Annotated in this window: 12 protein-coding genes; 2 read left to right on the top strand and 10 right to left on the bottom strand. The window is 72.4% G+C overall.

Annotated elements, in window-relative coordinates:
• Positions 1-89: 89 nt before the first annotated feature.
• Together ACIO6U_RS21020 and ACIO6U_RS21015 are read left to right on the top strand one after the other, a co-directional pair.
• Positions 90-1,730 (top strand): allophanate hydrolase, encoded by a 1,641-nt coding sequence (locus ACIO6U_RS21020; protein ID WP_401721161.1) that lies wholly within the window; start codon positions 90-92, stop codon positions 1,728-1,730.
• A gap of 76 nt (positions 1,731-1,806) precedes the next feature.
• The gene (locus tag ACIO6U_RS21015; RefSeq protein WP_391161038.1) at positions 1,807-2,370 is read left to right on the top strand and encodes a hypothetical protein; all 564 of its coding nucleotides are present in this window, start codon (positions 1,807-1,809) and stop codon (positions 2,368-2,370) included.
• Between the two features lie 147 nt (positions 2,371-2,517).
• On the opposite strand, the gene ACIO6U_RS21010 is transcribed toward ACIO6U_RS21015, so the two are convergent.
• The 10 genes from ACIO6U_RS21010 to ACIO6U_RS20965 all read right to left on the bottom strand — a co-directional run bounded on the left by ACIO6U_RS21010 (position 2,518) and on the right by ACIO6U_RS20965 (position 12,221).
• Positions 2,518-5,373, bottom strand: coding sequence for a DEAD/DEAH box helicase (locus ACIO6U_RS21010; RefSeq protein ID WP_355332972.1), 2,856 nt, complete (start codon positions 5,371-5,373; stop codon positions 2,518-2,520).
• 188 nt (positions 5,374-5,561) lie between these two features.
• Positions 5,562-6,458, bottom strand: a complete 897-nt coding sequence (locus ACIO6U_RS21005; RefSeq protein ID WP_355332974.1) for a diacylglycerol kinase — start codon at positions 6,456-6,458, stop codon at positions 5,562-5,564.
• Between the two features lie 82 nt (positions 6,459-6,540).
• Entirely contained in the window at positions 6,541-7,470 is a 930-nt protein-coding gene (gene tatC / locus ACIO6U_RS21000; protein ID WP_355332976.1) for a twin-arginine translocase subunit TatC, read from the bottom strand.
• A 68-nt stretch (positions 7,471-7,538) separates the two neighbouring features.
• On the bottom strand, positions 7,539-7,826 hold the full coding sequence (gene tatA / locus ACIO6U_RS20995) for a Sec-independent protein translocase subunit TatA (protein ID WP_188282996.1): 288 nt from the start codon (positions 7,824-7,826) through the stop codon (positions 7,539-7,541).
• Positions 7,827-8,073: 247 nt separating this feature from the next.
• A complete protein-coding gene (locus tag ACIO6U_RS20990; RefSeq protein WP_355332978.1) occupies positions 8,074-8,277 on the bottom strand; it encodes a hypothetical protein in 204 nt (67 codons plus the stop codon).
• 128 nt (positions 8,278-8,405) lie between these two features.
• On the bottom strand, positions 8,406-8,660 hold the full coding sequence (locus ACIO6U_RS20985; RefSeq protein WP_355332980.1) for a hypothetical protein: 255 nt from the start codon (positions 8,658-8,660) through the stop codon (positions 8,406-8,408).
• 12 nt (positions 8,661-8,672) lie between these two features.
• Positions 8,673-9,599 carry a WYL domain-containing protein gene (locus tag ACIO6U_RS20980; protein ID WP_355333585.1) on the bottom strand — a complete coding sequence of 309 codons (927 nt, stop codon included), beginning with the start codon at positions 9,597-9,599 and terminating at the stop codon, positions 8,673-8,675.
• A gap of 141 nt (positions 9,600-9,740) precedes the next feature.
• Complete coding sequence (locus ACIO6U_RS20975; protein ID WP_355332982.1) at positions 9,741-10,679, bottom strand: WYL domain-containing protein; 939 nt, start codon at positions 10,677-10,679, stop codon at positions 9,741-9,743.
• A gap of 120 nt (positions 10,680-10,799) precedes the next feature.
• The gene (locus ACIO6U_RS20970; RefSeq protein WP_188282992.1) at positions 10,800-11,171 is read right to left on the bottom strand and encodes an FKBP-type peptidyl-prolyl cis-trans isomerase; all 372 of its coding nucleotides are present in this window, start codon (positions 11,169-11,171) and stop codon (positions 10,800-10,802) included.
• A gap of 39 nt (positions 11,172-11,210) precedes the next feature.
• The gene (locus ACIO6U_RS20965) at positions 11,211-12,221 is read right to left on the bottom strand and encodes an FKBP-type peptidyl-prolyl cis-trans isomerase (RefSeq protein WP_401721154.1); all 1,011 of its coding nucleotides are present in this window, start codon (positions 12,219-12,221) and stop codon (positions 11,211-11,213) included.
• Positions 12,222-12,341: the final 120 nt, after the last annotated feature.

Raw genomic sequence — 12,341 nt, 5'->3', positions numbered from 1 at the left:
CCGGCGATTGAGGACTAGCCCCAGCGGCAATGAGCGGCCCCCTGCCACCGCACCCGTACCCGCACCCGCACATCAGACGGAGGAAGCCCATGGAGAGCGCTCAGGACCGCGTGCGGGCCGCGTATCGGCGGATCGCGGAGGTGGACCGCCCGGAGGTGTGGATCGCGCTGCGCGCGGAGGAGGAGGTGCGGGCGGAGGCGGCGGCGGTGGACGCGAGGAGGGCGGCCGGGGAGGCGCTGCCACTGGCGGGGCGGCTGCTGGCGGTGAAGGGGAACATCGACGTGGCGGGCCTGGAGACGACGGCGGGCTGCCCGTCGTACGCGTACGCGCCGCGGGAGGACGCCCCGGCGGTGCGGGCCCTGCGCGCGGCGGGCGCGATCGTGCTGGGCAGCACGAACATGGACCAGTTCGCGACGGGCCTGGTCGGCACGCGAAGCCCCTACGGCGCGGTGCGCAACGCCGTCACCCCGGAGCGGGTGAGCGGCGGCTCCAGCTCGGGCTCGGCCGTCGCGGTGGCACTCGGCCTCGTGGACGTGGCGCTCGGTACGGACACGGCCGGCTCCGGCCGCGTCCCGGCGGCGTTCAACGGCATCGTCGGGGTGAAGCCGACCCGCGGCCTGGTGTCGACGCGCGGCGTCGTACCGGCGTGCGCGAGCCTGGACTGCGTGTCCGTCTTCGCCAGGACACTGCCCGAGGCCCGCCGCACGATGGCGCTCCTCGCGAGCTGCGAGGCACCGCCGCGCCGCCCTGGACCGTGGCGCGTGGCGGTGGCGGCGCGAGCGCAACTCGGCGAGATGGACGCCGGATGGGCGGCGGCCTACGAGGCGGCGGCGGACCGGCTGGCCGCCGCCGGGGCCGAGCTGCGGACACTGGACCTCACGCCGTTCACGCGGGCGGCGGCGCTGCTCTACGAGGGCGCTTTCGTCGCGGAACGCTGGTCAGCCGTGGGCGAGTTCATCGAGGCGCACCGGGACGCCCCCGACCTGGACCCGACCGTCGCAGCCGTCATCACGGCGGCCCGCGACCTGCCCGCGCACCGCCTCTTCACCGACCAGCGGCGGCTGGCCGCGCTGCGCACCGAGGCCATGGCGCGACTCGGCGACGCCGACGCCCTGTTGCTGCCGACCGCACCAGGGCACCCCACGCTCGCCGAGGTCGCCGCCGACCCGCTCGGCGCCAACGCGCGCCTCGGCCGCTTCACCAACTCGGCCAACCTGCTGGACCTTTGCGCGGTCGCGGTCCAGGCGGGCACCGTCGAGGGCCGGCCCTTCGGCGTGATGCTGCTCGGCCCCGCGCACACCGACGACCGGATCGCGGACGTCGCCGCCCTGCTGGAGCCGCCTCTCCGCGTTGCCGTGGTCGGCGCCCACCTCAGCGGCCAGCCCCTCAACCACCAACTCGTCGCGCTCGGAGCCCGGTTGACGGCCACGACCACCACCGCCACGGCGTACCGGCTCTACGCCCTGGACACCGAACCCGCCAAGCCCGGTCTGGTGCGGACCGAGAAGGGCGGCGCCGCCGTCGAGGCCGAGGTCTGGGAGCTGCCCGCCGCCGGTCTCGGCACGCTGACCGCCGCCCTGCCGCGCCCGATGGCCCTGGGCAGCGTCGAGCTGTCCGACGGCACAAGTTGCCCCGGCTTCCTGTGCGAGCCGTCGGCGCTCGACAGCGCCGAGGACATCACGGCCTACGGCGGCTGGCGCGCGTACCTCGCCGACCGGTCCGGGGCATGAACCTCGACGGCGAACGCGGAGAAGTCGCCCCACCCGTCCCCCGCCACCCAGCGGCACCCTCCGTACACTGTGCGGATTGTTCACCGACGGGGAGGACCACGGCCGTATGCGCCGCGTCACCGCAATCACCACCGCTCTGCTGACCGTCACGCTCACCGGGACGGCCCTGGCGGGCTGTTCGTCGTCGGACTCGTCCGACGACAGCGCCAAACCGTCCGCGTCGGCCGGGACACCGTCGGCCACGCCGACGGCCTCGGCGGTGCCGACGAAGACCGCCAACGGCAGGCTGGACTACACCGGGGACACCACCGGGACCGCCCTGTTCACCTCGGCGATCTCCTGCGAGGTCGTGGCGGGAAAGCTGGTCGGGGTGACCGCCCCCGACAGGACGGACGCGTCGGCGCCGAAGTCCCCGTCGTTCATCGCGACGACCGGGGGCCTCCAGAAGCTGGCGATGCTCCAGCCGACGGCCACCGACTCGTACTCCCAGCGGTCGTCCGGCAGCGTGACGGCCGCCAAGAGCGCCGGGACCTGGAAAGTGACGGTGAAGGACCTCGTCATCGCGGGCAACCACGGCGACGACAGGAAGTCGATCACCGTCAACGGCTCTCTGACCTGCACCAAGCTCACCGGTCAGTGAGTCGGGGCGTCGGTGCGCCGGTGTGTCGGTCCGCCGGTGCGGCCGTAAGGCCGTGATGCCGTGATGCCGTGAGTCAACGCACGGACCGCCCGTGCGGCCCGTCATCCTCCGGGACCGGGCCGCACAGGTGCACGCCGCAGGGGCGGCTCACCCCACCGAGGAGTACGCGACGACCCCGCGTCGCAGCCCGTCGACCGCCCGGCGGGCGTTGCGGCGGACCGGGCTGCCCTCGGGAGCGGCGTCGCTGATCTGGCCCAGGACGTCGATGAGCTGCTTGCACCAGCGGACGAAGTCACCGGCGGGCATGTCGGCGTCGGAGAGGACCGCGTCCAGGCCGTGGCCCGAGGCCCAGCGGTAGGCGGGCCAGGCGAAGCCGAGGTCGGGCTCGCGCTGGCCGACGCCCTCGGCCTGGTTGATGTGGTGGGACTCCTCCAGCGCGTCGAGACGGCCCCAGATACGGACCATCTCGCCGAGGGCTTCCTTCGCGTTGCCGGTCGGCAGCTTGGGCGCGACGGCGTCGTCGGCCTGCCGGGTCTCGTAGACCAACGCCGAGGCGCAGGCCGCCAGTTCGGCCGGGCCGAGGCCGTCCCAGACCCCCTCGCGCAGGCATTCGCTGGCGAGCAGGTCCAACTCGCCGTACAGCCGGGCGAGCCGCCGCCCCTCGGGAGTGACCTTCTCGGCCTGGAGATAGCCCAGTTCGGTGAGCAGCGCGCAGATCCGGTCGAAGGTGCGGGCGATGGTGTTGGTGCGGCCCTCGATGCGCCGCTCCAACTGCTGGGTGTCGCGCCGCAGCCGGTGGTAGCGCTCGGCCCAGCGGGCGTGGTCCTCGCGCTCCTCGCAGCCGTGGCAGGGGTGCGCGCGGATCGCGGTACGCAGCCGGGAGATCTCGGTGTCGTCGGCCGCGGCGGCCCGCTGCTTGCGGTGCCGTGAGGGTGCGGCCCAGCCCGCGGTGCCCGCCTTGGAGCGCATCGCGGAGGCGAGGTCGCGCCGGGACTGCGGGCTGCGCGGGTTGAAGGACTTGGGGATCCGCATCCGGTCCAGCGCCTCGACGGGAACGGGGAAGTCTATCTGCCCGAGCCGCTTGACCTGGCGCTCCGCGGTGAGCACCAACGGGCGCGGGCCGTCGGCGAATTCCTCGTTGCGATGCGGGTGGCCGTTGGAACGGCCCGCGGGGACACCGGGTTCCAGGACCAGCGCGAGCCCGGCGTACTTGCCCGCGGGGACGTGGATGATGTCGCCCGGCTTCAGCTTCTCCAGCGCGTCGGAGGCCGCGGCGCGGCGCTGCATCGCGCCCTGCCTCGACAGTTCCGACTCGCGTTCCTTCAGCTCCCGCCGCAGCCGCATGTAGGCGTCGAAGTCGCCGAGGTGGCAGGTCATCGACTGCTTGTAGCCGTCGAGCCCTTCCTCGTTGCGCTGCACCTGCTTGGAGATGCCGACCACCGAGCGGTCGGCCTGGAACTGCGCGAAGGACGTCTCCAGCAGCTCGCGCGAGCGGTGCCGCCCGAACTGCCCCACGAGGTTGACCGCCATGTTGTACGACGGCTTGAAGGACGACCGCAGCGGATACGTACGGGTGCCCGCGAGTCCGGCGACCGCGCCCGGGTCGAAACCGCGCTGCCAGAGCACCACGGCGTGGCCCTCGACGTCGATGCCCCGGCGGCCCGCGCGGCCGGTGAGCTGGGTGTACTCGCCGGGGGTGATGTCGGCGTGGGTCTCGCCGTTCCACTTGACGAGCTTTTCCAGCACCACGGAGCGGGCGGGCATGTTGATGCCGAGCGCCAGCGTCTCGGTGGCGAAGACCGCCTTGACCAGGCCCTTGACGAAGAGCTCCTCGACGACCTCCTTGAAGGTCGGGAGCATGCCCGCGTGGTGGGCGGCGATGCCGCGCTCCAGGCCCTCGAGCCATTCGAAGTAGCCCAGGACGTGCAGATCCTCGTCGGGGATGGCGCGGGTGCGCTCCTCCACGATGGCGCGCACCTGGGCGCGCTTGTCCTCGGTGTTCAGCCGCAGGCCCGCGTAGAGGCACTGCTGGACGGCGGCCTCGCAGCCCGCGCGGCTGAAGATGAAGGTGATGGCGGGCAGCAGTCCTTCGTTGTCCAGCCGGTCGATGACCTCGGCGCGGCTGGGCGTCCACACCCGGCTGCGGGCGCGCCGCTCCCGCTCGCGGTCGGCCTCGCGGCCGCGCTTGGCCCGCGGGTGGTAGCTGCGCTGGTTCTCCATCCGCGCGAGCCGTTCCAGATCGGCGTTGACCTCGCGGCGGCCCTTGCCGTCGGTGGCGCCGGCCTTCTCCTCGAAGAGGTCGTACATCCGGCGGCCGGCCAGCACGTGCTGCCACAGCGGGACCGGGCGGTGCTCGGAGACGATGACCTCGGTGTCACCGCGGACGGTGTCGAGCCAGTCGCCGAACTCCTCGGCGTTGGAGACGGTCGCGGAGAGCGACACGAGGGTGACGGACTGCGGGAGGTGGATGATCACCTCTTCCCAGACGGCGCCGCGGAAGCGGTCGGAGAGATAGTGCACCTCGTCCATCACCACATAGCCGAGGCCGTCGAGGGCGGCGGAGCCGGCGTACAGCATGTTCCGCAGGACCTCGGTGGTCATGACGATCACCGGCGCGTCGCCGTTGACGCTGTTGTCACCCGTCAGCAGGCCGACCTTCTCGGCGCCGTAGCGCTTGGCGAGGTCGCTGTACTTCTGGTTGGACAGAGCCTTGATGGGCGTGGTGTAGAAGCACTTGCGGCCCTCGGCGAGGGCGAGGTGGACGGCGAACTCGCCGACGATGGTCTTGCCCGAGCCGGTCGGGGCGGCGACGAGGACGCCGCTGCCCGCCTCCAGCGCCTGGCACGCCTCGACCTGGAAGGGGTCGAGGCCGAACTCGTACATCTCACGGAACTGGGCGAGGGCCGTTGCGTTCTCCGCTGCGCGGCGACGGCTGGCGGCGAAGCGCTCGGCGGGCGACATCTCATCGAGCGCCATCTCATCTGCGGACTTCTCATCGGTCATCTTGGCTCCGAGCCTACCCGCCACCACTGACACGGCACGTGATCTTTATTGCCGCTATACCCGTCGAGCGGCCGGATCAGGCCCGCCACGCCACCCGGATCAGGCCCGCCGCGCCGCCCGGATCAGGCCCGCCACGCCGACCGGATCAGGTCCCCCATGGGGCACCGCGCACCCGCGCGGCAACCGGCTCAGACCAGCAGCCGTACGGCCTTCGGCACCGTCTCGGCGACCAGCGGCAGCGGCCCGATCCGCTCGCCGTCCGCGTAGCCGGTCACGCCCTGCGCCGGGTCGACGTCCAGCCGGACGCGGGCCGCGCGGTGCACGGTGACGACCGGGTGGCTCGGGTGGGTGCCCCGGTAGACGCGGGGGAAGACCCGCAGCAGGGTGGTGCGGCTGCACGGGCCGACCACGCACACGTCGAAGAGCCCGTCGTCCATCACCGCGTCCGCGCAGATCCGCATGCCGCCGCCGTACGACGAGCCGTTGCCGACGGCTATCAGCGTGGCCTCGATCTGCCGTTCCGGCGCGTCGTCGAAGGTCACCCGGTACGGGATCGGCCGCAGCGCCGCCAGCTCCGCGAGCATCGCCAGGTCGTAGCGGAAGCGGCCGACGGGCCAGCGCATACGGTTGCCGCGGTCGTTGACCCGCGAGTCGAAGCCGGAGGCGAGGACGGTGCCGAACCAGCGCTCCCCGGTCCTGCCCAGGTCCAGCGCCCGGCTGCGGCCGTCCCGCAGCGCCTCGGCGATGCCCGTACCGGCCGCCGCGGCGTCCCGGACCGGCAGGCCGTTGACCCGCGCGAAGTCGTTGCCGGTGCCGACGGCGACCACGCCGAGCGGCGTGTCGGTCCCGGCGACCGCCTGGAGGGCCAGCGAGACCATGCCGTCACCGCCGACCGCGACCAGCGCCCCCGTACCGCTGTCGACGGCCTGCCGGGCGCGGGCCAGCGCGTCGGCCGCGTCCTCGCCCACGACGGTACGGACGCCGTAACCGGCTTCGCGGAGCGCGTGGGCGGCGGGCTGGGCGGCGCGGGCGCCCCGGCCGCGTCCGGCGACGGGATTGACGAAGAGGGTGATCTCGCTGGTCACGCGCGGACCTTACCGGACAGCCGCCCCCCACCAGTAGCGGTGGGGGGCGGCGGTGTCAGGGGTCGGCGGGGCGGTCGGGCGCTCAGGTCGCGTCGTCGTAGCCGTCGTCGACGCGCTCGCCGGTCCGGTCCTCGTACGGCTCCGCGGCGATCTGCTCCGGGACGTGGTCCAGGGTGGACGCCTCGTCCGGGTCGAGGGCGTAGTCCGGGTTCGCTTCGAGTCGGCGCTTGCGGCGGCTGTCGTTGAAGAAGCAGATGCCCATGGCGACGAAGTACAGGAAGACGATCGGCGCGGCCAGCAGGCACATGGTGAGCGGGTCGCCGGTGGGCGTGGCGACCGCGGCGAAGACGGTGATGCCGATCACCATGCCGCGCCACCAGCCGAGCATGCGACGGCCGCTGACCATGCCGGTGAAGTTGAGCAGCACCAGCACCAGGGGCAGTTCGAAGGCGAGACCGAAGACGATCACCATGCGGACGACGAGGTCGAGGAAGTCGTCCAGGGCCAGCAGGTTGGTGGTGTCGTCCGGCACGAAGCCGATCATGATCCTGGCGGTCTGCGGCAGGATCGCGTAGGCCAGCCAGGCACCGGCGAAGAAGAGCGGGACGCCCGCGCCGACGAAGCCGAGGGTGTACCGCTTCTCGCTGCGGTGCAGACCGGGCGCGAGGAACGCCCAGAGCTGGTAGAGCCAGACCGGCGAGGCGCAGAGGATACCCGCCATCAGCGAGACCTTCAGCGCGATGGAGAAACCGCCGAGCAGACCGTTGACGGTCATCTGGGCGCAGGGCTGGCCGTTCTTCTGGTGCGTCGCACCGTCCACACAGCCGACCGACTTGAGGATCGGGTGCTGGAAGAAGTGAATGATGTCCTTGTAGACGAACGCCGCCACGATCGTGACGGCCAGGATCGCCAGGACGGACTTGGCCAGCCTGTTGCGCAGCTCACGCAGGTGGTCCGCGAGGGGCATCCGCCCCTCGGGGTCCTTCTCCTGCTTGCGGGCAGTCTTGAGCACCCACGTCCTCGTCTCGTGCGGCAGCCGCCCGGCTCGCGGTCGGCTTCGTCCTTCAGCAGAGGGTCAGGTCAGGCCCGGGGCGTGCGGTCCGCCGGCTCGGAGACCGGACGGGCGCTCGTGGTGTCGCCGGGCGCGGCCTGGATGGTGCGGGGTGCGGCCTGCTCCTGGGGAGCCGGGGCGGCGGTGGACTCCGCGGTGCCGGAGTCGTCGTTCTTCATCGCCTTGGCCTCGCTCTTGAGGATGCGCGCCGACTTGCCGAGCGACCGGGCCATGTCGGGCAGCTTCTTCGCGCCGAAGAGCAGGACGACGACGAGAAGGATCAGGACGATCTCTAGGGGCTTGAGATTGCCGAGCATAAAATGTCTACCTTCTCACCGGTGGGCGGCGTGTTCCGTGACTGCGAGGGCGTGGCGCTCGCGCGTCCGCTTCCGCAGGTGCACGACGATTCGGGCAGGTGCCCGGCCGCCGCGCTGGCTGTGATCGTATCGTGCACCGGTGAACACCGGGGAATGCCCCGGAATCCGCCGGATTGCGACCCTCGCCGCGCTCGTGAGTACGGGCCGCCCGGTCAGCGTACCCCGCGTTCGCGGCCTCGCGGCAGGCTCAGCTTCTGGAGATCTGCCCGGCACGCTCGCTCAACGGGCGGGCGGCGCGCTGCAGACGGTCGCCCGCGGCGGCCAGCGCGTCGGTGGCCGCGGCCACCTGCCGGGCCAGTTCCTGGACGGCGGCGAAGACCCGGACCGCCAGCACCCCGAGCACCAGGAGTCCCGCGGTCGCCAGGCCGACGCAGAGATAGAGCCACCACATGGGCCGCGAGCCTACCGGTTCCGTTTCCGCGCCGACGCCACCCGTACCGGCCTGTTCCGTACCGGCGTGTTCCGTACCGCCCCTCCTGCGCACCGGCCCTGTCCGCGACCGCCCGACGTGAACACCCGTCAGGGGGCGTGGAGCCGCATCGTGCGGACCCCGCCGACCGTGAGCAGTTCGACGATCCGCTCCCCCGCCGGTTTGCGGACGGCGGTATCGCATTCGGGGCAGGTGAAGGAGTAGAAGGTCGTACGCGCCGAGCCGCCGATCGCCAGCAGCAGCGCTCCCGCGGACAGTTCGAAGCTGGTGCGGCAGTGCGGGCAGCCCGCGCGGAAGAGCACGGGCATGGTCATGGGCGCGCAGCCGGACGCCGTGGCCGTCATCGTGATGTCCTCTCACTCCCCGTAGGCGGCGAGCGCCAGCACGGCGGCGTCGCGCGCGTCCCCCGCCAGTTCGGGGGGCGACACGATCCGGCCGTCCTTGCCGAGCCGCAGCGCGAGCCGCCGCAGCGACCCGGGGTCGGGGGTGCGCAAGGTGATGCGCAGGCCGCCGTCGGGCTGCTCCTCGGCACTGTCGTGCGGATAGTATTCCGCGACCCAGCGCCCGCCGGGGCCCACTTCGATCACTACCTCGGGGTCGTCGCCCGCGGGCTGGACCAGGCCCTGCGACAGGTCGCGCGGCTGGAGCCGCGGCGGGTCGGACGGCTCGTCCAGCAGCCGGATCTCCTCGACCCGGTCCAGCCGGAAGGTGCGCCGGTCCTCCGAGAGGCGGCACCAGCCCTCGAAGTAGGTGTGGCCGACGGCGAACAGCCGGATCGGGTCGACCTCGCGCTCGGTCAGCGCGTCCCTGGCGGGCGAGTAGTAGCGCATCCACAGCCGCCGCCGCTCGGTGATCGCCCGGTCCACGGTGGCGAACACGCTGCCCTCGGACTCGAAGGTCACCGAGAGCTGCGCGCTGGCCCCGGCCGCCTCGCCCGCGGCGGCCTCCAGCTTCGCCCCGGCGCGCAGCAGCGCCTGCCGGTCGCTGTCCCGCAGGCCCGGCAGATTGGCCACCGCGCGGGCGGCCACCAGCAGCGCGGTGGCCTCGTCCGCGGCCAGCCGCAGCGGCTGCGCCACGTCGTCCGCGGTGCCGGGGTTGTGCCACCAGATCCGTTCGCCGTCGGTGTCGATGTCCAGCAGGTCGCCGCCGCGGAAGCTGGTGCCGCACAGCGGCAGCACATTGAGGTCGCCGATCAGCTCGGCCTCGGTCACCCCGAAGGCCCGTGCCACCTCGCTGACCCGTGCTCCGGGCCGCTCCCGCAGATACGTCACCAGGGACAGCATCCTGCGCGTCTGGTCGATCGCGTTGCTCACGCCGCCGTCCCCCGCCTGTTCTTCGCTTCGGTGCCCGCCCGGCGCAAGGCCGCGGCCGTCGTCCTGGTCCGCCGCCCGGCTGCCCCGCGTGCGTCGCTCACGTCGGCCACGTCAGCCCTTCGCCACGGCGCGCAGCCGGTCCAGTACGTCCGTGCGCAGCTCCTCGGGCGCCAGGACGAGTACGTCGGGGCCGAACTCGGCCAGCCAGGCGTCGAGTCCGTGCCCGTACGGGATCTCCAGCTCGTCCCAGTCGGCGTCCACCGGGGTGGTCGTCACGGCGCGGGAGCGCAGCGGGTAGCCGCTGTCGCGGCGCAGCCGGATGCGGGCGGTGGCGGTGGCGCCCTCGCCCGCCCAGCGGGCCACCGCCTCGCGGACGTCGACGTGCGCGGGCACCTCGGTGGTGAAGGCGCCGCGGGCGCGGACCTTGCCGCTGATCCGGGAGAGCCGGAAGACGCGGACGGCGCCGCGGTCGCGGTCCCAGCCCGCCACGTACCAGTGGCCGCGCCAGCACTCCAGCGCCCACGGCTCGATCTGCCGCGGCTCCGGCCGCGCGGCGTTGGCCTTGCGGTACTCGAAGGAGACGGCGCGCCGCTCGCGGGTGGCGAGCATCAGGGCCTCGAAGGCGGGTTCCGGCGTGGGGATGCGCGGTTCGAGGGCGCTGTGGGTGTCCTCGTACGGGACGCCCGCCGCGCGCAGCTTCTGGAGCGCGCCGCTGGCGGCCTCGGCGAATCTGGCCTGCTGCCAGACCTTGGCGGCCAGCGCGAGCGCGGCGGCCTCCTCGGGGTCGAGGGCGATGTCGGGCAGCCGGTTGCGGTCGCGCCGCGCCAGGTAGCCGAACTCGCCGTCGATGCTCTCCACCGTGTCGATGACCAGACCCAGCTCGCGCAGGTCGTCCTTGTCCCGTTCGAACATCCGGTTGAAGGAGTCGTCGGAGGTGACCTCGTGGTACGCCTCGATGGAGCTGCGCAGCTCGCGTTTGCTGACCGGCCGCCGGGTGTTCATCAGGCACAGTGCGAGATTCATCAACCGCTCAGCCTTGGCAATCGCCATCCCGCACCCTTCGTTCGGCTCTCGTCGCCGACCGTACCGCTCCGAGGTCCCGCGACAAAAGCCGAGGAGCCCCGGCCTGGCAGGCCGGGGCTCCTGTGACGGCTGTGCGGACGGGCCCGATCAGACGGCGACGAGGTCGCAGACGAAGATCAGGGTCTCGCCGGGCTTGATCGCGGCGCCGGCGCCGCGGTCGCCGTAGGCGAGGTGCGCGGGGATGATGAGCTGGCGGCGACCGCCGACCTTCATGCCCTGCACGCCCTGGTCCCAGCCGGCGATGACCTGTCCGACGCCGAGCTTGAACTGGAGCGCGGAGCCGCGGTTCCAGCTCGCGTCGAACTCCTCGCCGGAGGAGAAGGCCACGCCGACGTAGTGGACGGAGACCGTGTCCCCGGCCTTGGCGACCGGGCCGTCGCCCTCCCAGATGTCCTTGATCTCCAGGTCGGCCGGCGGCTCGCCGCCCGGGAAGTCGATCTCGGGCTTCTCGATGCTCACTTCAATGCTCCTTGTGCGTTGCGGGCAACCTGGACAGTCTTACAGAATCGCCAGGATGTCCAAGGAGAAGACCAGGGTGGCGTTGGCCGGGATGTTGCTGCCGCTGGGCGGCGTGGCGCCGTAGGCCAGGTCTCCGGGGGTCACCAGCATGACGCGGCTGCCCGCCTTCTTGCCGACCAGGCCCTCCTGCCAGCCCTTGATGAGCTGAGCGAGCGGGAAGGCGGCGAGCTGACCGGCGGTGTAGCTGGCGTCGAACTCCTTGCCGCCGTCCCACAGCACGCCCTTGTACTGGAGCAGCAGCGTGTCGGTGGCCTTCACCGCGGCGCCGTCGCCCTCCAGGATGTACTCGGAGACCAGCTTGGTCGGCGCCTTGACCTTGGGCACCGTGATGCTGGGCGCCTTGCCGTCGGTGTTGGTGCCGACCTTCGGCAGATTCGCGTCGTTCTGCGGGACGGCCTTGCCCTTGGCGGAGCTCTTGGCGTTGTAGGTCGCCAGCACGTCGATCACGAAGACCAGCGTGTCGGTGCCCTTGATGCCCGCCTGGGAGTTGCCCGAGGTGCCGTAGCCCAGGGCCGGCGGGATCGCCATCTCGACGCGGCTGTTGACCTTCTGGCCGACCAGGCCCTTGTCCCAGCCGGGGATGACCTTCCCCTGGCCGATGACGTTGGTGTACGGCGCGCGGCCGTAGGAGGTGTCGAAGACCTTGGCGGTGTCCCAGATCTGGCCGAGGTAGTTGGTCGTGACGTAGTCGCCCGCGACGATGGCGGCGCCGTCGCCCTGGATGACGGTCTTGACGGCCAGGTCGGTGGACGGGGTGCCGGTGCCCTTGGCGACGGTGGGCTTGTCGCCGAACTTGGTGCCGCCGGTGATGTCCGGTACGGGGCCCGCCACGATCTTCGTGCTGGGCGTGGCGGACGCGGACGGCGAGCCCGAGGTCGAGGGGGATTCGGATGCCGCCGGGTCGCTCTTGCTCTTGCTGTCGTCGCTGCCACAACCGGCGGCGGTGAGCATGAGCGCGGGCACGGCGAGCAGTACGGAGCGTCGGCGCACGGATGTCCTCGGTTCGGATCGGGTTCGGGAACGGCGGCTGGATGCCGTCCCACACCCTACGGCGTGCCACAGGCCCCGTACGAGTTCTGCACGGGGCCTGTGTGCCGTCTGTGACGCCGG

Origin of the sequence: Streptomyces sp. NPDC087422 (genome assembly GCF_044744145.1) — a bacterium.
Taxonomy (GTDB): Bacteria; Actinomycetota; Actinomycetes; order Streptomycetales; family Streptomycetaceae; genus Actinacidiphila.
The sequence above is the reverse complement of the archived record's forward strand: the minus strand, read 5'-3'. Positions and strand labels throughout refer to the sequence as shown.

Excerpts from the sequence above, each read along its gene's own strand:
- ACIO6U_RS21020 (WP_401721161.1), top strand. The coding sequence starts at position 90 with ATGGAGAGCGCTCAGGACCGCGTGCGGGCCGCGTATCGGCGGATCGCG.
- ACIO6U_RS21010 (WP_355332972.1), bottom strand. The coding sequence starts at position 5,373 with ATGACCGATGAGAAGTCCGCAGATGAGATGGCGCTCGATGAGATGTCG.
- tatA (WP_188282996.1), bottom strand. The coding sequence starts at position 7,826 with ATGCTCGGCAATCTCAAGCCCCTAGAGATCGTCCTGATCCTTCTCGTC.
- ACIO6U_RS20990 (WP_355332978.1), bottom strand. The coding sequence starts at position 8,277 with ATGTGGTGGCTCTATCTCTGCGTCGGCCTGGCGACCGCGGGACTCCTG.
- ACIO6U_RS20985 (WP_355332980.1), bottom strand. The coding sequence starts at position 8,660 with ATGACGGCCACGGCGTCCGGCTGCGCGCCCATGACCATGCCCGTGCTC.
- ACIO6U_RS20980 (WP_355333585.1), bottom strand. The coding sequence starts at position 9,599 with ATGCTGTCCCTGGTGACGTATCTGCGGGAGCGGCCCGGAGCACGGGTC.
- ACIO6U_RS20975 (WP_355332982.1), bottom strand. The coding sequence starts at position 10,679 with ATGGCGATTGCCAAGGCTGAGCGGTTGATGAATCTCGCACTGTGCCTG.